The following is a 25,954-nucleotide window of genomic DNA, read 5'->3' as shown; positions in this document are numbered from 1 at the left end:
CCAGATGCTTTTTTTAGTCAAAAACGAGTTCTATTTCTTCCCCGTTTTTCTTCACTGAAGCTTCCTGAGTCTTGGCAGGCTGTTTCTCTTCTTCATCGCGGAAGTTCACCAACATGGTGCCACCCGCCACGATCAGTGCGCCGACAATGCCTCCGGCAAGGTACGCGATTGGGGTACCTACTGACACAGCTCCATATAAGCCGCCAATTGGTGGCATGATGATATGTGCTCCCAGCAGTGCAGTCAAGGCAGCGCCCGTTGCACAGGCAAACATGTTGACCAGAATCATTTTGGCAGGGTTACGCAGTGTGAACGGAATTGCACCTTCCGTGATACCGATCACACCCATAATCACTGCACCTTTTCCCGCTTCCTGATAGGTTTTGGAAAAACGTTTCTTCATCAGCAATGTTGCCAAACCATAACCAAGCGGCGGAATGCAGATGGCAATATTAATGAAAATATTCGGCAGATAGACACCGGACAGGAACAGGGCATTGCCTGCCATCCATGCCGCTTTGTTGACGGGTCCGCCGAGATCGAATCCAATCATTGCCCCCAGAATAATGGCAAGCACAACGGTATTGGTTCCGCTCTGGCTCATGTTTTGAACCCAAGCAATGAGATACTCATTCAGCGCGCCCAGCGGGCCACCCAGAATGACTGCCATCAGAAATCCGGTTAAACCTACGGTAATCAGCGGTAAAATGATTAACGGTACCGAGCCAGCGGCCGGACCTGTAATCTTAACTTTGTTTTTGACCCACAAGGTGATGTATCCGGCAAAAAAACCGGAGATTAATGCGCCCAAGAAACCAGCGTTGGTCTGCTGTGCCAGCACCCCGCCGATCAGACCTGCGGCCAGCGCAGGTTTGTCAGCAATGGAGTAGGCAATGTAACCGGACAGGACAATCGTCAATAATCCGATGCCGCTCCATCCTACATTTTGCACGAGATATAAAATATGCAAGAATCCGCTTCCATCTTTGTACGGATCAAGATCAGTAATACCCATTGATAGTGCGATAATTTTGCAGATGGCAACGACCAGGGAACCCGCGATAATGACGGGCAGCAGATAGGAGATACCTGTCATTAGATGTGTTTTTGCTTCACCAAACCATTTTCTCATCGTACTCTCTCCTCATGTGGAAGGTGGGGTTAAGCTTGTTCGTTCACAGCCTCGACGGCTTTGGTTAATACCGCTTCTGCCTGACTTACGGCATGACTGATTTTGACACGTACGATTTTTTTATCGCCAAACCGATCCATGTCCTTCACCGTTTGATCCGCTGCAATCAGTACAAAATTCGCTGCAGCAATATCTTCTTCCGTCAGCTTATTGACTTGTCCCATGGCTCCCTGCTGTTCCACTTTGATCTCATATCCCAGTTGCTGAGCTGCTTTCTCCAATGCTTTGGCGGCCATCGGGGTATGGGCGAGACCTGCGATACATGACGTTACACCTACGATTTTCATTATGACACCAGTCCTTCCGTATATTGATGAAGCAACGCATATACATCTTCCGGCTGCACCGCTTCTGCGATGGCCTCTTTGAATGAATCTTCCAGCAATAAGGTGGCAAGTGAAGAGATGATTTGCAGATGGGATACGTCTACATGACCTTTAGGCACAAGGATGGCAAAAATATATTTTACCGGCTTGCCGTCATGAGATTCCCAATCAATGGGCTCCCGCAATCGAATGACCATCACTGCCGGACGTGTTACAACTTCACTCTGGGTATGGGGAATCGCAAAGTGATCCTGAAGTCCGGTGGAGTAGACACGTTCGCGTTCCCACAGATCAGCCGCAAGTTGTGCACGGTTTGTAGTGATGCTGTAACGCTCTGCCTCCGCAGATATAAAATCAAATACGTCCTCTTTACTATGCAATGTCTGATCGAGATAAATCTGATTGGTTGTAATCATGATCTCTGTCTCTCCTCCTCTCTCTATCCAAAACGATAAGCGCTTACAAGATCATTGTAACGGATTCTTCCTTGACCTTGGATCTAGAAAATTTCCCCTTCGAAGCGGAAAAACATTAGCCATAGCAAATAACCTGAGTCTAATAGACTCAGGGCAGTTGTATATGAGTTTCAATTGTTGTGCTGCAAAGGCAGCGTAAGTAAGTACAGAACATGGACTCTAAGCGGATAAAACATCAGGAACGCTGTGTCCAACGCTGAATTCCTGATCGAAGACCGTAATATGCGGCAGCAAGCAAAATAAATCCGGCAACAGCCATGATCATGGATGTTATATCCCACCGAACCACAGTTCCAAAAGCAACCTTGGATTGCAATGGGTTACCGTAGGTAGCGGTGTTTGTCAGATCAGGTACATAATTCATGGTCATGATCATGCCTTGGACGATATTCCAAGCTACAAAACCGATGATGAATAACAAGGTAACCAAAAAGGATTCCAGCGCTAATCGTTTGTTCATGATTGTCATTTTGCCTCCTCTTCCCACTCAATTAGACAAAACGTGTTGCATCTCCTGTTTCAAACGTTCTTTATTTTCGTCCACATATTGATACAGCAGGTCAAAGCTTTCTTCGTTATCCGATTGCATGCTCAAATTCGCGGCTTCCAGTTCAATCTGCTGTAATACCTCATGAATCTGTTCCCCGTGTGTTTGCAGGCTTGTCGTGATGTCATCTTCGGACAGGCCATTCACATTATCTCGTAATTGCCCGTGCGTTACACCGCTTTCGGACAACATCTGCTCTATCTTCTTCAGGATCACAGCATCTGCATCATTGCCGATCCGCTCCATAGCTGTTATCGTCTCACCCAGATACTGTCCGCTGGAATTCTCAAGGAAACCGGTCATCCCGTTCATGGACAGCTCGGTATCCAGATCAATGATTAGAATGATATCTCGCAATACTTGCGGAAGTTCCGGCCCACTTTCTCGAATCGTCGAAAATTCAGCCCGATAAAGGTCCATGGCAACACTCACCACCACTTCTTCACCTGACATCTCTTCAAGCTGATCGAGTGGTAACAACTCCTGCAATTCTTCTTGTAACTTGTTCATCTTTCTCTGCCTCCTGTATCTCTCTGTCTATATATACGCCGACACGTTATTACATCATAGCAGAATACGCTATATAAGTTGAACTTATGGAAGTTTACATGTTCTTGCCGAAGTCATTTTACAGGGAATATCGTCAAGTTAACGTGCACTTGACCTCTGGAAAATGTTCCGCTGTTATGATCTTGACATCACGAGTCTTGGGAGGGGTAATGATGCGACTGGCCTTGTTCACAGACACCTATCTTCCGGAAACCAATGGTGTTGCTGGCACGCTCCACCGCTTGAGTAACCATCTGAACCGCAGAAGAATTGAACATCTGCTGTTTACTCCGAACTCCATCATTGAAGGAAGCCATGAGACTCAAGTCCGATCGGTTGCCAACATCCCTTTTTTTCTGTATCCCGAATGCCGCATTGCTCTACCCAACAGAGCAGACACGCACAAGCAGCTACAGACCTTTCAACCCGATCTGCTGCATATCGCTACGCCTTTTAATATGGGGTTGCTTGGTCTGAGGTATGCGCTCAAACACCATCTTCCGCATGTTGTCTCCTACCATACCCACTTCGATCGTTATCTCGAATACTACCGGTTGAAAAGCATGATTCCTCTCTACTGGAAGTATATCCAGTGGTTCCACCGTGCCTGTGATGCAACACTAACTCCATCACAGGAAACGTTAAACACCCTGAGCAGTTGCCACAGGAAATGCAGTCCCGTGTACACTGGATTATCGTTGGCGACGGCCCATCTCTTCCCAAAATGCGTCTGCAAACCCCACCCAATGTCACTTATACAGGATATATGCATGGGGAAGAACTTGCTGTTATGTATGCTTCGGCAGATCTGTTTGTGTTTCCTTCCTCTACGGAGACATTTGGCAATGTGGTACTGGAAGCGATGGCTTCAGGACTTCCTGTGGTGGCGGCCAATGCCGGAGGTGTAAAGGATCTGATATCCCCTCACCGCAATGGTGTGTTATTCGAGCCAGGTCAGGCTGATGCACTGATTCGGGAGATATGTCTCTGGGGAAACCACGTGAACCAATTGAGGATGATGGGACTGGAAGGCAGAAAGCTGGCTGAGCAGCGGTCGTGGGAGCATATTTTTGACACACTGATCGGGGATTATGAGGAAGCGATAGAACATCGGAATAGACAAACGAAAGATCGAATTATTACAGCGTAGTCAGATGTCTTGAGGTTATGCCAACAACCCATAACAACCGCCACTGTCCTATGCAAAATTAAACCGGTTCGCTCGTTCAGGCTGCCATAGCATTTACACTCTGCTACGGTCAGCCTGAAACATGTTTCCAATACGTTTCATAACAAACCTCCTTCTTGGATCGGGTTGAGCTATTCACACGGTATGCAGACATTTAGAAGCCTAAGTTATTGAAATTATTTAAAATATTATGAATGATTGCATATATAGAAAAAAGACATGATCTCATTGACTGGATCATGCCTTTTATTGCAAACAATCTATTGGTTGAATTTACTGAACGGGACTTTGATATCTACAAACCCTTTAGCGTAGGGTGCAACCTCATAAGGGTGGAATCGGATGACAATTCCTTTATCATATAAAAAGAATTCAGATGTTTGATCAAGCTGAAAATCATAAATATTTTCTTCAAAAATAGAAACTCCTGCATTATACATGGCTAATAGACTGTTGGAGATTGATTTCTCTACCTTCTCCATCTGAATATCGTCTTTGACATACTCACTTAGCTTTAGTTCTTTACCTGTTCTTAAATCATAGTTATATGATTTTGTCGCATCCATTCCATGTGCTCCGCCAGTGTACACATGATCTTCATATACCACAGATAATTTTTCTTTTGCATTGTATTTTACACTGGCCATGGTAATGTAGAAATAATTTTTGTTTGATTTTTTTTCTTCTTTGTCCAGGCGAGCTGCTTTCACTGCGTGGAGTTTAAATGTCTTGTTCAGCTTATCCGTCACAGATTTCTTTCCACCTGTTAGATGTATGTATGGCTGTCCTTTGTAATATTGGACCTTCGTTTTCACTGTAATCGTGCTGCCTGCCTCTACATGACTACTCGGAAGAATGATAGCAATCAGTACAGTGATCAACAGGTAATTTATCCATCTCCATTTTTTTCTTCCAGTTCTATATTTCAACATTATCGATTAACCCCCTTTGGCTCAAATGATATCGTTTCCTGCATTCTGTTCCATATTACCTGTGGAGTGCCCCTTAGGTCTGTTCCGCTATGAACGTTGCCAATCCAGATGTCTTCTGCGCCTGGATGTTGTAAATAGTGCCTGAGCGTTGCTTTGATCAGAATAGACGAGTGTAAGTCTAGTACCTCATCCAGCGGTATCCAGAATAACTCTCCTTCATCTGAGGACACAAATTGTCGATGCGTAGTCTCTCCGAAATATACAAACTGCTGCCAAATCTCACCACTATTAACTTCCAACAGAATATATCGAAGCCGAAAATGTTCGACATCCTCTTGCTTGAACCCGGTCTCTTCTTCAATCTCCCGATAGCTGGCGCTCATGGGTACGTTCAGTTCCCCTTGTTCCAGATGTCCGCCAATGCCACCCCAGAATTCAAAATTAAACAATCTGCTGCCCGCCTTCTTCATCATCAGCATATCTGAGCCATTGCTCAAAAACGCTGTAGCCATCTGTCTAATCTCCATATGTTCCTCGCTTTCCAAACTTTGTTTATAGTAATCTTTATCTATATAAACTGAACTAAAGAATATTTACACTAGCCACTCCGATGACAGAACAACCTTCCGATCGCTGTTATCCCCAGATTTTTTGATTCCTTTCCTAAGGGGAAAAATCCGGGGATAAAGGCGAGGTGTATGCTTCCGAAGTAGCTTTCTTTCAGAAAGCTTTTAGCTTCGCTTCTTTAGGTTATTTCTGTCCTCTACGTTTTGTGTAAATGTTATATTCAATTTATATAACCGTCTTCTAAAGCAGTTTCTTCAACTCACTTAGATGTTCAATCGTATGTAAAGGACCCGACGTAATGCTGTCTTGCCACGGCTGGTTGACCTTCATCCAGATGGTGCTCATGCCTACGCTTGCTGCTCCTTCAATATCGTTCACGGGATGATCGCCAATGTAGATGCATTGCTCTGGGCTTAGACCGAAATGATCGAGCGCAAGCTGAAATATGCGTGGGTCGGGCTTTTTGACTCCAGCCTCTTCTGAAACAATAATATGGTCGTAATCCTCCCGGATACCGAGTTGATCGATTTTTCCATACTGAATATTGGTCTGCCCATTGGTGATTAACCCGGTTTGGTATTTCCCGCGGAGATGCTGAACCACTTCTCGCGCCTGTTCCATCAGAACTGAACTTCGCACATACTCTCTGCCATAGAACTCCATCAGTTCTGCATGTGGCGGATGTTCTGCCCAAGGCAGTTCATTCAACAACTCGTTGAACAGAAGGGGTTTGTTCTTATAACCATCTTCATCAAGCTCAATGATTCTTTGGAGGATATCCTCCGTGGACTCAAGATGGGCAAAATAGGTTTTAATCAAACTCCGAGCGAAGCCGTCAAAGGTCATCGTTCTGTTCAGAATTGTATTGTCCAAATCAAAAATAACGGCTTTAATATGATCCATCTTCCTTCTCCCCCAATTCCAGTACATGCGTTATCTTCTCCATACTCGTCACTTCTCTAAATCCCAAGTCGCGATAAAAAGATCCAGCAACCGGTTGATCCGTGTACAAAACCAGTCGAGCGTAATGATTTTCCGCTTTTTGAATAACCGCATCCATCAGCCTGCGCCCAACCCCATGTCTTCGAAATTCTCTCATCACATAAAGCCTGCGAATTCTTCCGGTATCAGTCACTTCAGAATAAGGATCTCTGTTCAAACCGCAGATCCCAACCACCTTATCGTGCATTCTGCATTCAAAAAGCGCTTCATCTTCTTGCTCGAATGTATTAATTCCTGTCTCATATTCATGGATTAATCGCTCGATATGTCTGAACCCCTCACTGGAGCTTTCGGCCAGCATCGCCACTAAATCGTCATGATTCCATACTGATATCTCCTGTATCCGCATGGTGTAACCGCCTCCATCATTTTAAATCAATGGTACACATGCAAACCCAACCATACATTGAACGATGGCCGGGTTTATCTTGTACAGCTCATTCTCATTTTTTCTTTTTGTGATAGTGATAACCTGTGCACAGACCCTTTTGTTTGGATTTGGCTGAACAGTTATGTCCACCGTTCTTATCCAGTCTGCCTGGATGAGCATAAGCGGAAGAGGATACACCAACAAGTACGACAAGAGACAGGATTACGATAACAACCTTTTTCATAAGTCACCCTTCGATCAACACCCTATGCTTTAGGGCTTAATACGTGCTATCTCATTCTACACGAAAATCCACAATTTGGATATAATTCATCTTTTTAGCCGATCCATTCTCATAAAATCTTAAATTGCTTCAATGCATGGGTGACCCCATCTTCACTTGCCCGCAGGGTGACATAATCGGCGCTTTTTTTAATTCGTTCTCCGCCATTTCCCATCGCAATTCCGATTCCCGCATACACTAGCAGATCCACATCATTCTCCCCATCGCCAAAGGCCATTGTATCCTCTCTGGATATCTTCAGGTAGTCGAGAACTTTCTCGGCGGCTATAGATTTGCTGACTTCGCTCGCTTCCAGCACATTCACTACATACGGATGGAATCTCACGAATCGTAAAGAAGGAAATCTGGACTGGAATTTCTCCGTCTCCGCTTCATCTGCATATAAACAAATGCAATATACGTCCTGTTCCAACGTGCTGATTTTCTGGGGATAATTCATGAGTCCAAGCGTATCTCTTAAGGCGTTAGTAACACGACCATCTCCAGTACACAACCCGTTCGTCTCAAATGACTCTGTAAAATATGAAATGCTGTGCCCGTGCAACTCGGCAAACTCACTAAATGCTCTAACCATCTGTGCTGAAAGTACAGACCTATGTATCACTTCATCACCTGCTTTGATCAATGCTCCATTAGCCGAAATGATCGTATCGATTCCGAGATTTCTGAATTCTTCGCATAAATTATAGGGCCTACCTGTGACGAGTACGACTTGAACGCCTTTACGAATCAACTCTCGGATCGACTCAGCTGTACGCGGTGATAAACTCCAATCTATTTCGCTCAGCAATGTACCGTCCACATCAAAGAACACAGCTTTCATCAAATAGTTCTTCCTCCTCAGTTATAAAAAGTTTTCAATTTAAAAAGAGCAAGCACAGAATAACCTGATGTGGTCTTCCTGCACTTGCTCTTGCAATTAACGGGTCTGAACATCTTGGGTACGTCCCATGTACCATGATTGAAATGATTTCGCCGTATCCAGGGAAATGTCATGTGCCCGATGATGCAGTACTGGCTTGGCGCGGTTTACCGTATGAATGGAAGCCACACCGAACCAACGCTGTAACACATTACGGGTGATCTGCACTTCGATGACTTTCTCACGTTTGGAGATGAAGAGGGTTGAAGTGAGCGCACCGGTTCGAAGTTGAATGAAATTCTGATGCAGAATGTATCGGGTATGGAAAAAGTCCATCACTCTGCATGTTGCAATCCACACGAGCAGAATCGCGGAAATCATCCACCAGGCATGTTTCTGCCCAAACACCAATGGTTTGAAATACCACAATAAACCCGTAATTATGATCCACCTCCAGCTTGGTTTGAGCAGGCGCAGCCATAGTGATATTCGTGGAAGTTTTTCCATCTCCTGCGTAACCCGATAGGATGGCAGGATCTCCTCAATCAGGGTATAGGCTTGCTTCACAGGCAAGAAAGGATAGAGCGAGTTCACCTCCTGCTCAGATTCTCCCAGGCTACCTGCGGTGGTCAGTTCTACTTCAGCTAGTCCAAGTAACCTTTTCATCGGTGACTGGGTAATTTTCACGGCCTGAACGCGTTCTTTCAGGATTGAAAATGACGTTTGCTCCATCATACCCTTTGTGATATAGATCCGCTTGGCATCCGAGGTGATCTGGAAATTTCCATACTTCACGAAGGTTCTGACAACACCCAAGGCAATGGATATAATCAATAAAACCAAAATCATCAAACCGGCAATCCACCAGGAATCAAGCCAGGTTAATAACAAACTTTCCGTTACTTCTTCATCAGGGAAGAAGTCCTTCACCCAGGAATACAGCGTAGCCAGGACCGGAATTAGTACGAGAAAGCTGAGCGAGGTAAAGGATGCTTTGAATATGTCCTTGCGGGTGGAATGATAATGAACAACCCGTTCCTGTTTTTCTTTTGCAGGTAGAGACATGACTTCATCAGTTATAAAAGGTTCGGATTGCGCCTCTCCCTCTTCCATAGCTTGAACTGCATCCAACGTATCATGTTCCTCTGTTACTCCTGCTGTTTCTGCTTCTTCAGCCATATGACCTGCTACAATTTTCTCCAGCTGTTCCGCTTCGGAAAGTGAAACAACGTGTAACTGAAAGGTAGCATCTTCTCCCTTAATTCCGGTCTCGAATCGAATCGACGTCACCCTGAACAACCGATGAAACAGCGTTGTATGACGATTCACATTCTGGACCTTCGTATAAGGTATCGTTCTTCGGGTACGGTTAAACACACCACTATAGATATGAAAGGCTGTATCGTCTGCTGCATAACGCGAGGTGAACCACTTCAGGATAATGGACAGGATGCTAATGGAGACTCCTACATAAAAAGCGATTCTTCCATAGAATATCCATTGAGACTCCGAGCCCTGACGGAAAACAAACAAAAACAGGATGATCGCGAACGAATTCTTCACCAGTTTCCACAGGCTCCACAGTATGGTTAATGGATGATGTCGCTTCATATCGATCATTCATCCACCTCATTAATACGTGCATAGGACGCAATCTGATGACGGAGCGCAAGCGCGACTTCCTCGGGCAATGCCGGGATTTCATGCGATGACCCCATCGTGCCAACCGATACGGAATAGAGTCCATATTTTCGCATCAAAGGTCCCTGATTTGTTGTAACCGATTGCACTTTCGCCATGGGGATGATCTGATGTACCTTGGTTAGCGCCCCGCGCTTCAATTGCAGAAACTCCTCATTCACATCATAGTACCAATGCTTGTATAACCATGAAGGCTGGATAAAAATATCCCAAACCGCATAAGGCACAGATATGGCTGTAACCCCCCACAATATCCAACCGATCCACGTCTTCCATCCATAGATTGAGTCGAGTACTAACAGTACGGTGAGGATCAGAAGACCTATCACATTCCATATGATGGCGCTAATTCTCCACAGGTTTACTGCATGAGGAGATAACCGTTGCTCGGGTGGCTTCCACTGTATTGACATATGTTCACTCCTTTTTCCTCGGGTACATCAAAACACACATGATACACTGTACGAACAATCGCCCACGATCGATGCATAAAGATTCCGTTAGTTAGTAAAAGAGATGACCCTGTATAGCACAGGTCGTCATCTCTATTGTTCATTTCATTTTACTTTTACTATAAAATCCTGTACTTTACATAACCATACCATATGATCTGTTCCTTCGCCCCAATAGTTCTTCGCCACCACATAGGGTTCACCGAATTTGCGTTGCCACTTCTGCTGTGCGATTCGATAGCCGCTATCTAAGCAGAATTGCTGAATACCCAGCCGCTGAAGTTCAGTACCCAGTGCTAGAATGAGCGCTGAACCAATCCCTTGACCTTGAACCTCGGGCAAAACGTACAGGCTACCCAGTTCTCCGATATCATTCAGCCGTTGATCTGTACATTCTCGAATCTCCTCACCACAAGGTCCATACGAAATTGTGCCTACAATGGACTTACCCATTTTGGCCACGAGGAAAAATACATTTGCTTCCTTGTTATGATCTGGCTGCAATGCAGTGTGAATTAATGCTCTCTTATGTGCTATTTCATGCTGGATATCATCCAGTAGCGAGCCTATGCCCTCCTGTTCGAATGCTGCCGGGATCGTTGTCTCGAATACCCGATACGCTCCCTCTGCATCCGATCGTGTCATAGGTTCAATGGTAATTTTGTCATCCACAGGTTCTTCTCCGTTCCATATACCTTCTTAATCTGTACGTCGCTGAATCAGTCTTCTTAATTGGTTAGCATCCTCAAGGGATATACTATACCCAGTAGACGTGTCTTCCTGGTTTACTAACAGGCCCTGCATCTTGGGGTCCATTCCTAATGAAAAATCGTACCGTGTTACTGAGCCATCCGCATTCGTTATGCTCATCTTGTACTGTGTACCATAATTCAGATTGCCCGGCAAACGCTCTGCCTTATGTATGGCCTCCATCATGATTCGAATCTCGTCAGGTCGATCAAACTCAACATCTTGGCATGGTTCCAAGGTAAGGTTTGGATTACAGGTTAAGGTGATCAGCATAGGAAGCCCCTCTTCCACGTTCGATTCATTCGGTTGACTGCATCCTGTAATGAACGTAGCAATGACGAGCACCATCAAGAAACCTACATATTTCACCATACCACCTGCCTCCCTGACTTCGTAATGAATAGAGAAGTAACGATTACAGCATCTAGTGACTCAACTGAACTATCTAAATACCTGTAGTCATATCCAGTTACGTAACTCCGGGTCCCATGAAGACAACATAGCGATCAGTCGCTCTAAAGTCTCTTCCACAAATACCTGAACTCTCTCACCCGTAATGAACTCAGGAGTAATTCCCGGTTCTTCCCCATTTAGAAATGAAAACGTGTGGTCCCGCCAGCGAATAATCTCATCGGCAGTTAAACGATTCGTCATGTCATAGCCCGGTGAACTGTTGAGCACCTGCCACACTTCTTCACTCCAACTTGAACCTTGATAGAGATTAAAATCGATCTGGTCTGTCTCCTGATAGTATAAACGCGACAGTTCATCCTTCGATCTGCTACTGCCTGTATGTTGATCTACCTTGTTGACCCGTTCGACGAATTCGGGATGCACACTACGGAACCAGTAATAGTCTGTTAGCACATGCATAAAGTATCCTCGCACAAACCACTTCCATCCTTCATCGGTAAGTTGTTGCATATAGAATGAGTAAAGATCCTTCAGGTCACCAACGTGATCTCCATCATCTTTCGGGTTAAAATGGGTGTATTCCTTATCATCTCTGGTTGTACCTTCGCGCATATGTATGGAATCCGGGGCGATATTCCCCAGATAGAATGAACCTCGATCAGTCTGCACTTGCAGAGAGTCTGCAATCAGATTAGCAATATTGAGATGAACCATAGGTAACGGCATAGAGTTGATCTCCTTTTATCGGGAAGTATTCTACTATACTTGGGAAAAGAAACGATATAACCTACTGGTGCAACGCAGATCACTGGAATAGTGAGACTTCGCTAGGTTCCACCTTTTTTTCACCGTAGATGCGTGATTATCCCTGAATTCTCTCCACTTGCATGCGGTCAAACAGCTGCTCCAGATCCGTATGGTACCCCGGATGCTCCTTCACAAGCAGACTAATATATTCCGACCCACACTCATAGAATACTAGACGATTAAACGGAGCAGTGTCTCCCATATGATTGCTTTCCTGCCCGAATTTTGCCCGAATCAGATTCTCAATATAGCGCGCGTAACCCTCGTTCCACTCCAACCAGCTCCAATACTCGGCTTGTTCTTCATTTAATGAAATGAACAACGCTTTTCTAGCTGTGTGTACTTGCGTCAGGTCTTTACTCTTCAAAGCTGACAACAATGAGTTAATCCGCTCCACAACGATTTCATCTTCATACGGAAATTCATAATCCAGTTCCCATGTTACGCGCTTCAGCTGGTCCATTTTATGCTTAATTTGAAGACGGTTGACGATCCGCTCATCATATTTCTCATATACATAACAATGAACATATTCGTGGAACAGATAAACTTTCTGCTCCAGATCTTTGAACGCTGTATCCGTTACAATCGCACACATTCGTCCGTTCATATGATGCACCGGCATCGCAGCAAGGCATTCATCTGGAATATATAAATCGTCCGGTACCGTCTTCACCCACTCATATTGCTGCGTTTTGGACGAATAATCATAGATATATAATAAAGCTTCATAGGCTACAACCACTGGATAATGTTCTGCAAACAAAGGATGTAGGCTGACCAAGTCTTTCTGAAGCTCGTTTAACTCGTTAATTTGCTCTAAAAAAGCATCCATGTCATTAACCCTCTCTTTACTGGATTGATGCGTTAATCATACTAGATTAGGAAAGATAAAACACTGAGAGAAAAATGATAATTCTGTTCGAGTGTGAGATGGTGAAACGTTAGAACCGCTCTCCGCGTTTCTCATACAGGTAGATATCCAGTGCCTGAATCCCACGCCGGGCAAGCTTAATAAACAGGATCAGCGCATACACGCCCAGTCCGTATAACAGTACATTAATCAACATTAGAAATATCGTAATCATAATTATTATTCCTCCTAATAGACCCTTTTAAATGTCCACTCCCTATTCTAGCATATTTTTCCTTAGTTAATTTTTTGGGTAGATGTAAGGGGCATTTAGGGTGCTTATCAGTTGAAAATAAAAAAATCTTCCACACCCATTTGTGAAAGGTGGAAGATTTATAATCAGGTATACATTTTCCTAAGTTCGTTCACCACTGACTACATGCCAATGTTGATGCTTCGTGTCTTGATAGTTGCCCAAGTTAGTTATAATCTTCGACGAGCCTGTCTGGTTCACCATGTCAGCAGCAATCTTTTTAATGACACGCATCATTTCCAATAGTAGCTCATCATTATTCTCTTCTTCTTCTGAAATGAAGGACTGAATATGAGTCTTGGGAATTACAACAATGTGATGCTTGTAGTAAGGCCGAGTGTGATGATAAGCCATAACGTTATTTGTTTCCATGACAACTTTAACTTGCGTTTTACCACTCAGCACCTCATCACAATAGAAGTCCTGCGTCATAACATGTCCTCCTCTTACTAGTGAGTTCTGATATACCCTGCCTTCTTCAACACATATTCCGTAAACGGATTGATCTCAGGGATCGGCTGATTCAGATCAAAATATCGAAGTTCCAGCCCCTCATCATCCATAATGGTTGGGCTGCCCTTGATACCTGAAGCTTCATAAACAGCCATGACGTTGTAAACTTCATCACCATGTGGGTACTGATAGTACATGTCCTCACCTGAAAAAACGCTAATGAGTTTGTACGATTCCGCTCTCAGTCCGGCTTCTTCATACAATTCCCGCGCTGCTGCTTCCTCCAAAGACTCCCCGGGTTCCATGGATCCCCCAAGTGTCCCCCAATCCAAGCTATCTGTACGTTTTTGCAGCAGCAGGTGGCCTTCCTCATTAAACACGAGTACACATGAGCCCGCCATAATTAGAGGACGCGGGCCCACCAGTTTTCTTAGCTCCATAATATATCCCATACATGCTTCACCCCCATCTTCGAAGTACATACGTTAAAACGTATCCTTATGATTTGGTCAAAATTCCCTGATCCACAGATTTCTGAATAAGCTGCTGCGCATACTCCCACAATGTTTCGGAACCGTTCGCAATTTCATGGTTTCTGTTTAAAACCTGATCACTTGTAATGTTATATTTCTGCCACGTATCTCCCTCATTCTGATGATTGTGGATTAGAGGCTGCAACCGGTCGAGAGATGAAGCAAATTGTGCTTCAGGCGTCTGCTTTGATTCAAACTCCAACCATAATTGGAGTAGTTCTTCAGCCTGTTCCTTAGGCAACATACCAAACAGCCGATGAGCCGCTTGGAGTTCACGATCATATTTATCCGTATTCCCCACCGTATCGTAGGCAAAAGTATCTCCCGCATCGATCTCAACCAGATCATGAACGAGAAGCATCTTAATGACTTTAAGAATATTCACATCCTTGTTGGCATGACTCTGTAAAACCAATGCCATCATCGCCAGATGCCAAGAATGCTCCGCATCATTTTCAAGTCTCTCCCCATGCATTATTCTCGTCTTTCGTTCAATCGTCTTCAGTTTATCAATCTCAATGAGAAATTGAATCTGATCCTGTAATAATTCACTCACAGCACATCCTCCTTCATGTCAGAAATCAAATCTTTTATTTTCATAGATTCTCGTCTCTTCATCATCAAGCAGATATCCTTTGCCGATATAGGCCCAGTTATTTTTTTCATATAGTCAGTCAGATCAGTACACAATATCAAAAATTTGCAACATGTTAATTTCCCTTCACGTGGATCTGATTCAACATATATTCCGCATACTCCAGAAGTAAGGCTTCACTCAAATTCACATTCTCCAGATCACCATTGTACTTTGCAAGGCATTGTGAGAAGACATCCTGGTATTTAGAGGGAAGGTTTGTAAGTGCCCATTCTCCTGCTTCTCGCTTGGAACGAATGACTGAATCTTTCACGTACAAAAGAACCCGGGATAGACTCAATACATAGTAGACTGGGTTGTCCACAATGTCTTCAATTGCTGAACTCGCGTCCGATGTGATTGAGGCAATCATATGTTCACGATTTTCCGGTTGGAACAGATCCTTAATGGGTTTACCAGCCAGCACAATACCTCGATCATAGATGACCGCCATATGTGCTACCAGATCCGGATCTTCATATCCACCACATAGATATTGCTCATCCTTTCGATATTTCTCCCGATGATAAGCAGAGTAATGAAATTCAAAAGGAGTAGGGTATACCATGGCAACAACCGCAGTTTCCAGTACAATACTGAGTTCAAAACCTTTCGTAATGTGCATCTCATCTTCAATATGCATTAGCTTTTTTGCAATCCTTCGATAGGTGTCAGCAGGTCGCTTTTCCCGGCTAACGACCAATATATCGATATCACTCTGATTTGGATGAAAGCATCCCATGGCCATAGAACCGTGTAAATATATTCCCACCAAGGCATCCGTTAATTCTTCTTTCAAGACACGAGTAACGCTATCTAAAACAGTCTTTTCATTCAACAAGAGCAACTCCCTTATGTATATAATCAGGTGTCCAATTCAACGTTCAGTTCACGCACAAATACAGCTGTCCCCTTTATTCTGACATCCATATCCTCACCATCCCGAATCACACTCACTTGAACCTTTCCATCTCTTCCAATCTCATGCCCTTGTTCTACCACAAACTGTACCTCATCAATCTCCGGTTTCACATAGGTTAAATAATATGCACCCATCACCCCGGAGGCTGTTCCAGTCACTGGATCTTCCGTCGTACCTGAGTAAGGTGAGGAAAAATGTCTGGCATGCATCATGGCATCGGAATCACGGGTTTCGAAACAAAAGGGATGTAGGGAAGCTTTGGGATTCTCAATTAAAATTCCTGGGAACAGGGAAGAATCCGGTCTCATTTCCATAAAAGAGTTCAATTCACGAATCGGGATTAATAACGTCCAAGTTCCCGTACTCCCATAAACGATTGGCGTAGAAAGGTCGACATCATCCAGAGTTAGGTTTATGGCGTTTACCAGCTTCTCGATATCCCCCTGAAACGGTGCAAACTGAGGCTGATCCTGTTTCATTTTCATGTAAATGGTGTCGGCATTGCGCTCAAATCGTATGGGTAATGTACCTACATTGGTTTCAATAGTGATAAACTCTTTGTCATTTAACATTCCACGCGTCTTCAACCCATACAGTGATGCCATTGTGGCATGACCACACAGATTAATCTCATGGCCCGGCGTAAAATAACGTAATCGGACGTCAGCTACTTCAGAATTCAACACAAATACTGTCTCATTAAAACCAACTTGATAAGCGATCTGCTGCATCTCCGTCTCACTGAAATGATCAGCATCAAAAACCACTCCTGCCGGGTTACCTTGACCGGGAACGGTAGAGAAAGCATCATAATGATAGACCGTAATATTACTCATCAACAGACCCACTCTCTCTGTAATCTACGAGACGCACATGTCCATATAACTCTACGCTTTCTCCATCCATTACAAGCCCGCCACCATCTTGGCACGCATAAACCGCCGTACGGTTAACGCGCGTATACTCTCTTAATGAATTCAGGGTATCTTCCGAACCGTCCCAATGCGTTGCAAACTCAAAATCAACGAGTCCCAGTGCTTGCATATCTTTCAGATCTACATTGTTTTCATCAGCATCTTCCCCATATCCCGCTATATCTATGGTAGGTGTAGTCAGAATACTGCCTGCGCTGACCCCGATCAGAATGCCGCCACTCTTCACATAGGAACACAGCAAACCAAGCACATTTCTCTTCTGTAATAAACTTAGAAAATAAAACGTATTTCCGCCGGATAGATGAATCGCATCACATTCGAAAATAGAGCTAAATGTGCTCTCCTCATACTCCAGATCAAGATCGTAATATTGAATGTTATCTATTCCTATCTGAGTATAGTAACGTCTAGTGTGTTCAAAATATTTCCGCTCCGGATCGGAGCACGAAGGGATATAGCCGATGGAAAGCTGTTCATTGTTGAATAAGCTTCGTATTCTCTGATCCAATTTATCGTTAGATTCGAAAACCAAATCACTTAGCAGAACCAACGTAGTCATCTTATTTCCTCCCGTACCTATTAGACTGGCTTAAACTCTCTATTCAAAATCGAGAAAAAATACTGGTCTGTCCACTGATTGTTCCACCATAGTTCTTCCTGGAAGACGGCCTCCCGTGTCATACCCACATGCTGCATCAGTGCGACTGAGCGAACGTTTTGTGAATTGCACATGCCGACGACCTTATGAGCTTGTAACTCTTGAAACGCAAATCGTAACAAAAGACGAGTAGCCTCGCTCCCATATCCGTTGCCTGCGTATTCTGAAAGTACAGCGAATCCAAGTTCCCAGCTTTTTCGGTAATCCACATAACTCCACATCTGAACTATACCAATGGGGGTATCTTCCGGATCATTTATGCGGCGTATAACGAAATCATAGGCATATGGTTTCTCATCTGCGAGAGCAAAATGGCTGCGATATTTCTCGCGGACCTTTTCCTCATCCGTTTCAACAGTTTCCTCAAAGCTCCATATGTTTGTGTCACATTCAAGTTGACCTATGAAGTCGAGGTCCTGTTCTGTGACTGATGTTATTCTTACCTTCTCTCCCACGAATTCCATATGAATTCATCTGCTTTGGATTAGGATCATTGTTTAGGAATCTCCCATTCTGTATTAAGCAAACCTCTACTAATATTCCATTTGGCGAGCAATGCTCTCTGTTTATTTTCCAGATCAAGGTATGGTGCTGCAACGCAGGATAATGTGTCAAACATATGGATAAAATGGGGCCCTTCCTTGAAACGTCGAAGCCCGCCATATTTTTCATCATCTGCTGCCCATACAATCTTCTTAATCCCCGACATTAATATGGTGCACGAACACATGGGACAAGGCTCACAGGTAGTATAAAGCGTCAAGTCTTTCTTCTTCGAGAATTTCTTCTTCTCTACATCCAGCAAATGTTTTCCTGCCCGACGAATGGCGTCCACCTCAGCATGTGCGGTGGGGTCGCAATCTGAGAAGACTCGGTTCCGGCCTTTACTCACGACAATCCCATCCACATCCACGATTATCGCACCAATCGGATACGTTCCTTCAGTAAATGATTGTTCTGCTTCTTCCAGAGCCATAGTCAGATACTCATAATCCGATAACTTCATTGAAAATCCCCCTAAGTGCAGTTATAGTCGCTTATAAAGCAGATTCCTTGTCTAATGTATAGTAAAAGAGATTGTCTACTAACTCAGTGGACTTCGAAAAGTTCAACTTTTCTAACAAGCTCTGCGATTGAATATTTTCCTGCTCCACTGTCGCTTCAATATAATCAAGATTCATCTTGTTCCAGCCGATTTCGATCATTGCGGTTAAAGCTTCTTGCATCAACCCTTGTCCCCAATAGGACGGAGATAAATCAAACCCAATCTCTGCCTTCGATGGTGACTCTTGATTCCAACAGTGAAACCCCGCTGTGCCTATGAATTCGCCATCTGATTTATGGAACAGACCATATCTGCATCCAGAATCATCGATGTGAAATTGTATGATTTCTTCTGCTTCGTTTACGTCACGACAAGGCTCAATATCCATGAACCGGGTTACATCCGGTTCGGCGAAATGTTCATATACAACCTGCCGGTCCGCTATGGTTAACTCTCTGAGGTACAATCGTTCAGTCTCTACACTAGGAAAGTAAGTCATGACGGAATCTCCTTTAATCGTTAAACGTTTCGGATTGTGTACTGCCCTGCTTCACCAAGAAAATCACTTTTGGTTAACCCTTCTTCTCCGAGTAACATCCTGTAGTTCGATATCGTACCATCATGGGAAATGATAAACGTATTGCCGCTCTGTTGCCTGCACCATTCAAGAAGCTGTTCAGCTAATTTCTTGAATCGATGTGCATCCATCTGATTAATACTTTCTTTCCAACAATCCAAACCCAAATCAAGCATTCTTATGTCAGTATACTGATGGCTGAGTTCTTCCTTGGAATAGATCTGATCGCAGACGAAAGGTACAAACTCTGGATTTTGAGGAAACATTCTTGGGCCAACCAGCGGGCTGAAGAACACAAGATTTTTGTTAGGAGTTAGGAGTTGTGCTGTTTCAATAGTACGTTTCGTTGGACTAATCAAAATGACGTCTTCAGGCGCAAAAACCACTTGTTTACGCAAAGCTATGACCTGACTTTTCCCCAATTCAGTGAGGCCAGGATGCAGACAATTTAATTGGTTTGGGTAATCCATCAAGTGTTCGCCATGACCATGACGAATAAATGTAATGTCCATAGGCACCTATCCCTCTATATAATATTGGATGAACTTCACGTCATTAAGGTTACTCAATATCTGCCACACGGAAGTTAAATTTGTTGTGATTTTGTTAATACGATATATTATTGTTATCTGCAGTCCGTTATGTATTATGATGAGCAGTCTTCATATATGTTCTGACCTGTTCTGCAAACTGAACTGCTTTTGCCTCCGTTTCAAAAGAGCGTTTCGGAATCACATGCGCACTTGCCTTATTAATGAAAATAAAGAAATAATTATTTGTCTCATTGAAGCTCTCCAAACCTTTCCACTGCGTTGCACCTGAAGTCATTTCATTGCTCCAGCGAATCTCCTGCTCTGAGATTTCAAGCTGATGATCACCCAGTATCCCTTTGCTCTCACGTGCCAATTTCTTGATTTTCCTTTTGGTTCTTATGTAAGTCATAACATTGACAAATGTACTGCAGAGCAGCGCAGCAATAATGGCTTGTACCCATGAAAAATCCAGTTGTCTAAATATGATGGCTATGGCCACAGGCAGCACACATACAGCAATCAGCATACCTTTCCCATAAAGTTTAAACATCGCAAATTTGTTCATTTCCCAGTAATCTTCTTCTGTCAGCTTAATATGCATCATGTTTTCTTTTTTCCTCCACTCGTTATTCGCTATCAATTTACTCATAAATCTTGCCCATATACATGATCTGAGCACATCTCTTCCACGGGTTAAAGGTCACTTCATCTTCGACTTCATTCACAAGTTCAAATAACCTTTTTTTCATGTTGTTTTGTTCACCTACTCTCGATGTTCTTAGCTTCGTAAGGTTACTCCAGAATCTTTTCTAGTTTGCGCCTACAAACCTCGCGGTCATAATCCGAATTATCCAGCCAGACCTTATCCATCTGAAGTAACCCATAGATTTTGGACTCCAGATTCTTTCTTTCCTGCAAAACCTGTACCGTACCTTCAATACCCTTATAACCCTGTGCTTGCCCAAGACCCTGATTCGTATAGTAGTCAATAAAACCTTCTGACCATTCTTTTGGTCTTTCACTAACTGCCTTTTCAAAGGTATAGGATATATCTTTCTGGTCGATATAGATGAGAAGCGGATTCAGATCATGAATGATACGCCCCAGTTCCAATACATACTGCACGTTCTGCTCTTTGGATTGATTGCACTTTACGAGGCCCATGGTTAGTGGATTCTGGATAAAACAACACTCAAATATCGTGATGCAGTCATCATTCGTGCTTAACACGTTTTGGGTGAAATCTCGCCACTTCTCGGTGATCAGTTTAACATTTTGCTCAAAAGGAATTTCGTAAATATCTCGGCTGAAAATATCCTGTAGAAGGTGATCGGAAAGCTCTATTCCCCATTGTTCTTTCATCTTACGATAAGGAATCAGGAAACCTTGATCATGGACAATCGCATTGCTTTCCAGAACCTCTCTGTATTTTTCATGCTTGGTTAATAGGGTCCCGAAGTCTCCAGTATGATAAAAAGCAACACCTTCATAATCGGCAGGGTGATCCAGGTTGCCTTCTTGAAATAGTTGTACCTCCTTGCCCTGTCCCTTTAAAATTTCGGATACCATTTGGGCAACCGTTGACTTGCCTGAACCCGGTAATCCTTCAATAAGTACTAAGCGTCTAGCCATTATTACATCATCCTTTATGTTCTGTGAATGTGAAGATATAGATCTTCCATGTGTCAGACACGATGCTATTAATCAATATCTGCAATAACCCATTGCGCAGAATCGCCATCTTCTTTCTTTTTCCAAAACACCATCGTATTGCTATACTCTTCGTCGTTCTCATTTAACTCGTTAACTATCACCACTGCCTGATAGAGCTTCCTTTGCTCCTGTATAGTTATGTCGCTCATGGAAGTAACCTTGAGAACTTTGTATCTTCCCATGCCCGATATAGGAGATTTAGGATCAATCAAACTCATATATGCTTTTTCATCCTTTTCGTATAAATAACGTATACGTGCATTCATAAGTTTGACGATTTCCAATTTGTCACCGGTATAGTTTGTTTCATCGAGGTACTCTGGTGGGATGTCTTCCGTCTCCTGGGATGTCGATATTTCTTCATCCTGTTGTGTCTCTTTTTCTGTGACATTTAAGGGTGAGGAGTCTATTAATTGCTGTGCATCGTCAGTGTTTCCCTTGTTCTGACAGGCCACCAGAAGTAGAAATAATAATGAAACTACGTTTAACTTGGTCATAGTCAGTCCTCCATTCAATCATGGATAATACTCCCCTAGTAAAAACCTTAAATGCCTTTTATTTAAAATGAAGACTTCCTATGTATGTAAAATTTTCTCTCAAGGTACATCATAACCCATAATGTGGAATTTGCGAATAAACGAAGTAAACCATCTCTGTTTCTATCACATTACACGCAAAAACCACGCTTCTCTGCAAGAGTTACATCATGCAAAGAGCGTGGTTATCAGCAGAACTTTCACTCAACTTTTGTAACTGTCCACAATCAATCTAGCTATCTATTAAATAGCATATTCATTATGCCGATCGCTTCAATCTGGATCTCTTTTTCTTCATTGTCCGTAAAATGGTAATCATATGTTGAAAAGATCCCCATATGCCGTATATGTCCACTTGTATAATGAAGTTTCTTTTCCTCACTGTTGATCGTCTGCGTAAACGTCCTGCCTTCAATCACATCATACGAAGAATGGATGTCATGTTCACTTACGAGCCATGCAACAAAATCTTCTTCGTTTGGATTGGTCATTACTAGAATAACGAACAAAACAACAAGCACAATAATGCCCGTTCCAAGTCCTGCACCCCTCTTGATACCATGCTGCGTGTTCTCACGCTCCATCCCGTTCACCCCGTTTCTTGAACAGAAATCTCTACGTTCTTTGCCAAAACCCAACCACTCAATCCATACGAGGATGAGATCACCATATACTTGTATTTCTCCTCGATCAGCCGGATTTGCAATTCGTCATAGGAATTATAACTGACAGGCCACCCCTGACCCATCCCCGATTCTAACAACTCGCGATTATAAGGGATAAAATGCTCTATATCCCAATCATCCAGATCCAAAATAATGCTGCCATGCAGCGGTGTATCGAACGCATGGGCCATTACATCAGAGAATAAGACATCCATATTTTTCGGTACATCATGACTCGAACAAGTGCGCATCCTGATTCTTTTGTTCTCTAAATCAACTTCGTAGCTTAATATGATGTTGTCATGCAAACTTTGCATAGTACCCCTCCTTCCAGTATGTCTGCTAGCTCGTTTATCCCCTGCCTATGAATCATCTCATCCCATATGATCGTATATTAAACACCGTAATATCGTTTATAGTCCGAGACCCAATGCACTTTGGAGAAATCAACAAAATCATACGGCTCGCACTGTTTAAGGTAAAGCAACTCCTCATGTGCCTGCCCCCCGTCCATATTTTCTAGATAAAATAAGGTCCGCTCATATCCCGCACCACATAATAACTGCACATCAATATAACTGCCCGTATCCTGATTCTTTTGTTTGGCCTGCCAGATCAGTTCAGTGTCCTCTACATTTCCAATACAGAATAACATGATGCACAACAGTTTCAGAACTTCGTTATCCTCTAAGTTTCGGTTCTCCATCTCTTGGTGAAGCAGTTGTCGGATGGCCTCCCGGTTTACCTCATCAGGTTCCAATCCGTACAACTGCAACAGTTCTTCCTCGTTCATAATTGTTCCCCTTACCTACTTGAGAATGTTATTTAATTCTTCCGCTCTTTTCCTGCTATCCATTCTAGCATAAAAATAAAAAGCGATGATGTGCAGCACGAGTTTTCTTCTCGTACATAATAAAAAGAACTACTCACTCATGAGTAGCCCTCTATGCATCTATTTTGATATTAGCCTTATTCAACCTCCAGATACATCTCCTGATTTTGCAGGATTATCTCGTTCATGTGTGCAATAGCTGCTTGCGCCACGGTCTGATAGGTCGCATATAATCCCTCTGTTCTCTGAAGCAAGATCGGGTCCTTATCCAGATCCGTTGCTAACACCTCACGCCACTCTTCACCCACTCTGTTTTTGTCCGTAATCAGGCATTCAATCTGTCCCAGTACATTCACCATCTCATCTAAATGAAAAAAGTGCATCCCATTTTTAATTCCATTCCAACTCTTGATCTCAATGATGTTATATGCCGAAAACCAATAAAATTCTGCCAGACTCTTCGTGTGATTATGATAGGAATAGAACAGAAATAAAGCTTGTTGCCCTTCGTGTAACTTGCGGTATATCTCTGTTTTGGTTGCCATATCTCTGCCCCGTACCGAAACAAGCATCGGTTCAATACACAGCCAGCTAAGTTGCTTTGAATATATATCTTCTGGTCGAAGTTTAGCCTTCATAACATGCTCCTTTCTTGTCACCACTTTAAGGATTGTCTGCTGGTTCCACTGCCGGGTCATTCTCTCCGCCCATTCTGCGTCTGGATGTCTCCATCTTCCCTGTCGAAGGCACATGTTCAGACGCTTTAGCTAATCCGAATTTGGGCATGTTGGCGTATATGGTCTCGAAGGAACCTGACTGCGCTTTGTATGTTTCATGATAGATCCCTACTGTTCCGTCAGTACCAATGGATCGGTTGAATTTTTTCCAAGCTTCCAAGTGTAATCCGCCCCGTGCGTATCTCTCCAATTCATCGTAAGAGCGCCAGTATTGGAGTAGTGTCACCCCACGCCAGCTTATAAAATACTCTGTACTCAGAAATCCGGTTTCCGGATTCATATAGAGTTCTTTAATCATCGGGCCCATGGACTTAAAGACAGGCAACCATTTATGTATAGCCCACAGACGATTGATCCTCATTCCAATGATAAAAACAACAAATTCTCCCTCAATCTTAGCTGAATATCTTCCTTTATATATATTCGGCAAGTCACTCCTCCTTTATGTGATTCTATTATGCAAGATTAATTGCTGACCATGGATGCCCATCTTTCGAACGCCTCTGTCGAGAAAACCTAATTTCAGATATAACTGCTGTGCCGCAATATTTCTTTCATTTACCGCCAAAATAATCTCATCAATCTCCCGATAGAGCTGGAGAACGAATTCAGGCAATGCCTTCATTGCTGCTTTCGCATACCCGTTTCCTTGGTGTTCCATCGAAATGGATAGAGCGCGTATCAGTATGGTATGAGATGCATCTTTATCTTCAACGTATTCAGAATTTTTATGTAATATAAAGAATCCAACAGGTTTCTCTTCATGAAGGATAACCATCGGGTCTTTGTCCGGATTTTGAATAGCTTCATCAATCACATCCGCAGGCATTGCTGTAAACTGAAGCTGATCTCCTCTTAGAGTGAAATCATCCAAATCTTGGTCATATTGCTCGTGATAAAGAGCCAACCGAATTGAGTTTTCCATTTCCAGACCCTCTCCTTTCATTACAATTATCTTCTACTGAGTCAGGTGGTAAAGCCACACCCCGATATCCCTGCCAAAGGTATAAACCAAATTTAACACAACGATAGATAATAAAAATGCTGCACTCTTGGGATACTTCTTCATCAAATCAGATAGTTCTATTATTGTTTTTTTGCATGATAGGGTCTCCTTTCATGTAAATCTGTATACACATTCCATTTTGTATACAATTCTTTTAGCGCTAACGCCGTTTTATGTATGAACTCTTCCATAGCTTCCATGGATATATTTAAATCACCCAAAGGTTCGTTGTCAGGGTCAGCTAAAAACGCCAGTTTCTCTCCCCTATACTGATACACCTCAGATTCCAGCAATCCACCTAAATCAAATGCTCTACCCTCTTTCAGCTCACTTAACCAATCGTTGGCCTTGTTCCAATTCCGTAAAATCATAAACTCCAGCTTCGTGACATCCTGTGTATACACGCTTCTTCCATTGGGATGAACTTCATATGCAGGATAAATATCGAATGTCCACACGCGATCCGTATAGATGGGCTATGTAACCGCACAGATATTGCATGAATTTGGGATCACTATAAGCTAACTTCTTTTGGGTTTCAAAAAAGTCTTTAAGTTCTTCGTCTGTTG

40 protein-coding genes and 1 pseudogene are annotated in these 25,954 nt (G+C 43.2%); 2 read left to right on the top strand and 39 right to left on the bottom strand.

Annotated features, from left to right (window positions below):
- Positions 1-13: 13 nt before the first annotated feature.
- The 6 genes from BS614_RS12200 to BS614_RS32370 form a co-directional block, all read right to left on the bottom strand.
- The gene (locus tag BS614_RS12200; RefSeq protein ID WP_036610325.1) at positions 14-1,132 is read right to left on the bottom strand and encodes a PTS fructose transporter subunit IIC; all 1,119 of its coding nucleotides are present in this window, start codon (positions 1,130-1,132) and stop codon (positions 14-16) included.
- Positions 1,133-1,161: 29 nt separating this feature from the next.
- On the bottom strand, positions 1,162-1,479 hold the full coding sequence (locus BS614_RS12195) for a PTS fructose transporter subunit IIB (RefSeq protein ID WP_074094221.1): 318 nt from the start codon (positions 1,477-1,479) through the stop codon (positions 1,162-1,164).
- A complete protein-coding gene (locus BS614_RS12190; RefSeq protein WP_074094220.1) occupies positions 1,479-1,934 on the bottom strand; it encodes a PTS sugar transporter subunit IIA in 456 nt (151 codons plus the stop codon). The genes BS614_RS12195 and BS614_RS12190 overlap by 1 nt, the downstream gene beginning before the upstream one ends.
- A 235-nt stretch (positions 1,935-2,169) precedes the next feature.
- A complete protein-coding gene (locus tag BS614_RS12185) occupies positions 2,170-2,454 on the bottom strand; it encodes a hypothetical protein (protein WP_074096817.1) in 285 nt (94 codons plus the stop codon).
- 27 nt (positions 2,455-2,481) lie between these two features.
- On the bottom strand, positions 2,482-3,051 hold the full coding sequence (locus tag BS614_RS12180; RefSeq protein ID WP_074094219.1) for a DMP19 family protein: 570 nt from the start codon (positions 3,049-3,051) through the stop codon (positions 2,482-2,484).
- A gap of 188 nt (positions 3,052-3,239) precedes the next feature.
- Positions 3,240-3,368 (bottom strand): hypothetical protein, encoded by a 129-nt coding sequence (locus tag BS614_RS32370; protein ID WP_280523093.1) that lies wholly within the window; start codon positions 3,366-3,368, stop codon positions 3,240-3,242.
- Between BS614_RS32370 and BS614_RS32125 the strand changes: the two are divergent.
- Together BS614_RS32125 and BS614_RS32120 are read left to right on the top strand one after the other, a co-directional pair.
- Positions 3,333-3,725, top strand: a pseudogene (locus tag BS614_RS32125) (glycosyltransferase); the annotation flags it as partial. The gene BS614_RS32370 and the pseudogene BS614_RS32125 overlap by 36 nt on opposite strands.
- A gap of 35 nt (positions 3,726-3,760) precedes the next feature.
- Entirely contained in the window at positions 3,761-4,240 is a 480-nt protein-coding gene (locus BS614_RS32120) for a glycosyltransferase (RefSeq protein ID WP_244898308.1), read from the top strand.
- A 299-nt stretch (positions 4,241-4,539) separates the two neighbouring features.
- Here the strand turns inward: BS614_RS32120 and BS614_RS12170 are convergent, their stop codons facing one another.
- From BS614_RS12170 to BS614_RS12020, 33 genes are all read right to left on the bottom strand, one after another.
- Entirely contained in the window at positions 4,540-5,211 is a 672-nt protein-coding gene (locus tag BS614_RS12170) for a DUF3298 and DUF4163 domain-containing protein (protein WP_074094218.1), read from the bottom strand.
- Complete coding sequence (locus BS614_RS12165) at positions 5,211-5,723, bottom strand: NUDIX domain-containing protein (protein WP_084174502.1); 513 nt, start codon at positions 5,721-5,723, stop codon at positions 5,211-5,213. The genes BS614_RS12170 and BS614_RS12165 overlap by 1 nt, the downstream gene beginning before the upstream one ends.
- 295 nt (positions 5,724-6,018) lie before the next feature.
- Positions 6,019-6,681 (bottom strand): HAD family hydrolase, encoded by a 663-nt coding sequence (locus BS614_RS12160; protein ID WP_074094216.1) that lies wholly within the window; start codon positions 6,679-6,681, stop codon positions 6,019-6,021.
- Positions 6,668-7,129, bottom strand: coding sequence for a GNAT family N-acetyltransferase (locus BS614_RS12155; protein ID WP_074094215.1), 462 nt, complete (start codon positions 7,127-7,129; stop codon positions 6,668-6,670). Before BS614_RS12155 ends, BS614_RS12160 begins: the two co-directional genes overlap by 14 nt.
- Before the next feature lie 94 nt (positions 7,130-7,223).
- Positions 7,224-7,394, bottom strand: a complete 171-nt coding sequence (locus tag BS614_RS31475) for a YHYH domain-containing protein (RefSeq protein WP_094030640.1) — start codon at positions 7,392-7,394, stop codon at positions 7,224-7,226.
- 109 nt (positions 7,395-7,503) lie between these two features.
- Positions 7,504-8,280 (bottom strand): Cof-type HAD-IIB family hydrolase, encoded by a 777-nt coding sequence (locus BS614_RS12150; RefSeq protein ID WP_074094214.1) that lies wholly within the window; start codon positions 8,278-8,280, stop codon positions 7,504-7,506.
- A 93-nt stretch (positions 8,281-8,373) separates the two neighbouring features.
- Positions 8,374-9,936, bottom strand: coding sequence for a PH domain-containing protein (locus BS614_RS12145; protein ID WP_074094213.1), 1,563 nt, complete (start codon positions 9,934-9,936; stop codon positions 8,374-8,376).
- Positions 9,933-10,430 (bottom strand): PH domain-containing protein, encoded by a 498-nt coding sequence (locus tag BS614_RS12140; RefSeq protein ID WP_074094212.1) that lies wholly within the window; start codon positions 10,428-10,430, stop codon positions 9,933-9,935. Before BS614_RS12140 ends, BS614_RS12145 begins: the two co-directional genes overlap by 4 nt.
- Positions 10,431-10,574: 144 nt before the next feature.
- Positions 10,575-11,141, bottom strand: a complete 567-nt coding sequence (locus tag BS614_RS12135; RefSeq protein WP_244898307.1) for a GNAT family N-acetyltransferase — start codon at positions 11,139-11,141, stop codon at positions 10,575-10,577.
- Positions 11,142-11,168: 27 nt separating this feature from the next.
- Entirely contained in the window at positions 11,169-11,591 is a 423-nt protein-coding gene (locus BS614_RS12130; RefSeq protein WP_074094211.1) for a YhfM domain-containing protein, read from the bottom strand.
- A gap of 87 nt (positions 11,592-11,678) precedes the next feature.
- Positions 11,679-12,359 (bottom strand): zinc dependent phospholipase C family protein, encoded by a 681-nt coding sequence (locus BS614_RS12125; protein ID WP_074094210.1) that lies wholly within the window; start codon positions 12,357-12,359, stop codon positions 11,679-11,681.
- 136 nt (positions 12,360-12,495) lie between these two features.
- Complete coding sequence (locus BS614_RS12120) at positions 12,496-13,275, bottom strand: hypothetical protein (protein WP_074094209.1); 780 nt, start codon at positions 13,273-13,275, stop codon at positions 12,496-12,498.
- Positions 13,276-13,384: 109 nt separating this feature from the next.
- A complete protein-coding gene (locus BS614_RS31800; RefSeq protein WP_165790066.1) occupies positions 13,385-13,528 on the bottom strand; it encodes a hypothetical protein in 144 nt (47 codons plus the stop codon).
- Between the two features lie 180 nt (positions 13,529-13,708).
- The gene (locus BS614_RS12115) at positions 13,709-14,038 is read right to left on the bottom strand and encodes an HIT family protein (RefSeq protein ID WP_074094208.1); all 330 of its coding nucleotides are present in this window, start codon (positions 14,036-14,038) and stop codon (positions 13,709-13,711) included.
- A gap of 17 nt (positions 14,039-14,055) precedes the next feature.
- Entirely contained in the window at positions 14,056-14,511 is a 456-nt protein-coding gene (locus BS614_RS12110; protein ID WP_074094207.1) for an NUDIX hydrolase, read from the bottom strand.
- Positions 14,512-14,557: 46 nt separating this feature from the next.
- Complete coding sequence (locus tag BS614_RS12105; protein ID WP_074094206.1) at positions 14,558-15,148, bottom strand: HD domain-containing protein; 591 nt, start codon at positions 15,146-15,148, stop codon at positions 14,558-14,560.
- Between the two features lie 154 nt (positions 15,149-15,302).
- The gene (locus BS614_RS12100) at positions 15,303-16,064 is read right to left on the bottom strand and encodes an aminoglycoside adenylyltransferase domain-containing protein (RefSeq protein ID WP_074094205.1); all 762 of its coding nucleotides are present in this window, start codon (positions 16,062-16,064) and stop codon (positions 15,303-15,305) included.
- Positions 16,065-16,090: 26 nt separating this feature from the next.
- Complete coding sequence (locus tag BS614_RS12095; RefSeq protein ID WP_074094204.1) at positions 16,091-16,984, bottom strand: PhzF family phenazine biosynthesis protein; 894 nt, start codon at positions 16,982-16,984, stop codon at positions 16,091-16,093.
- Positions 16,977-17,642 carry a Type 1 glutamine amidotransferase-like domain-containing protein gene (locus BS614_RS12090; RefSeq protein ID WP_074094203.1) on the bottom strand — a complete coding sequence of 222 codons (666 nt, stop codon included), beginning with the start codon at positions 17,640-17,642 and terminating at the stop codon, positions 16,977-16,979. Before BS614_RS12090 ends, BS614_RS12095 begins: the two co-directional genes overlap by 8 nt.
- A 20-nt stretch (positions 17,643-17,662) precedes the next feature.
- Entirely contained in the window at positions 17,663-18,205 is a 543-nt protein-coding gene (locus BS614_RS12085) for a GNAT family N-acetyltransferase (RefSeq protein ID WP_074094202.1), read from the bottom strand.
- A 26-nt stretch (positions 18,206-18,231) separates the two neighbouring features.
- Entirely contained in the window at positions 18,232-18,747 is a 516-nt protein-coding gene (locus tag BS614_RS12080) for a nucleoside deaminase (RefSeq protein WP_074094201.1), read from the bottom strand.
- Positions 18,748-18,778: 31 nt separating this feature from the next.
- A complete protein-coding gene (locus tag BS614_RS12075) occupies positions 18,779-19,285 on the bottom strand; it encodes a GNAT family N-acetyltransferase (protein ID WP_074094200.1) in 507 nt (168 codons plus the stop codon).
- 20 nt (positions 19,286-19,305) lie between these two features.
- The gene (locus BS614_RS12070) at positions 19,306-19,875 is read right to left on the bottom strand and encodes a histidine phosphatase family protein (RefSeq protein WP_074094199.1); all 570 of its coding nucleotides are present in this window, start codon (positions 19,873-19,875) and stop codon (positions 19,306-19,308) included.
- 127 nt (positions 19,876-20,002) lie between these two features.
- Positions 20,003-20,500: a YcxB family protein gene (locus BS614_RS12065; protein WP_074094198.1), complete on the bottom strand. Its 498-nt coding sequence runs from the start codon at positions 20,498-20,500 to the stop codon at positions 20,003-20,005.
- A gap of 188 nt (positions 20,501-20,688) precedes the next feature.
- On the bottom strand, positions 20,689-21,528 hold the full coding sequence (locus BS614_RS12060; RefSeq protein ID WP_074094197.1) for a P-loop NTPase family protein: 840 nt from the start codon (positions 21,526-21,528) through the stop codon (positions 20,689-20,691).
- Positions 21,529-21,596: 68 nt separating this feature from the next.
- Positions 21,597-22,106, bottom strand: coding sequence for a hypothetical protein (locus BS614_RS12055; RefSeq protein ID WP_074094196.1), 510 nt, complete (start codon positions 22,104-22,106; stop codon positions 21,597-21,599).
- A 275-nt stretch (positions 22,107-22,381) separates the two neighbouring features.
- Positions 22,382-22,729, bottom strand: coding sequence for a hypothetical protein (locus tag BS614_RS12050; protein ID WP_074094195.1), 348 nt, complete (start codon positions 22,727-22,729; stop codon positions 22,382-22,384).
- 5 nt (positions 22,730-22,734) lie between these two features.
- Positions 22,735-23,127 (bottom strand): hypothetical protein, encoded by a 393-nt coding sequence (locus tag BS614_RS12045; protein WP_074094194.1) that lies wholly within the window; start codon positions 23,125-23,127, stop codon positions 22,735-22,737.
- A gap of 77 nt (positions 23,128-23,204) precedes the next feature.
- A complete protein-coding gene (locus BS614_RS12040) occupies positions 23,205-23,603 on the bottom strand; it encodes a hypothetical protein (protein ID WP_074094193.1) in 399 nt (132 codons plus the stop codon).
- A gap of 176 nt (positions 23,604-23,779) precedes the next feature.
- Complete coding sequence (locus BS614_RS12035) at positions 23,780-24,280, bottom strand: hypothetical protein (RefSeq protein WP_074094192.1); 501 nt, start codon at positions 24,278-24,280, stop codon at positions 23,780-23,782.
- Between the two features lie 25 nt (positions 24,281-24,305).
- On the bottom strand, positions 24,306-24,809 hold the full coding sequence (locus BS614_RS12030) for a DUF4188 domain-containing protein (protein WP_074094191.1): 504 nt from the start codon (positions 24,807-24,809) through the stop codon (positions 24,306-24,308).
- 12 nt (positions 24,810-24,821) lie between these two features.
- On the bottom strand, positions 24,822-25,304 hold the full coding sequence (locus BS614_RS12025) for a GNAT family N-acetyltransferase (RefSeq protein ID WP_074096815.1): 483 nt from the start codon (positions 25,302-25,304) through the stop codon (positions 24,822-24,824).
- A gap of 161 nt (positions 25,305-25,465) precedes the next feature.
- On the bottom strand, positions 25,466-25,789 hold the full coding sequence (locus BS614_RS12020) for a hypothetical protein (protein ID WP_074094190.1): 324 nt from the start codon (positions 25,787-25,789) through the stop codon (positions 25,466-25,468).
- Positions 25,790-25,954: the final 165 nt, after the last annotated feature.

The organism is Paenibacillus xylanexedens (assembly GCF_001908275.1).
GTDB lineage: Bacteria > Bacillota > Bacilli > Paenibacillales > Paenibacillaceae > Paenibacillus > Paenibacillus xylanexedens_A.
Note: the sequence above shows the minus strand (reverse complement) of the source record. Positions and strands in the feature narration are given on the sequence as shown.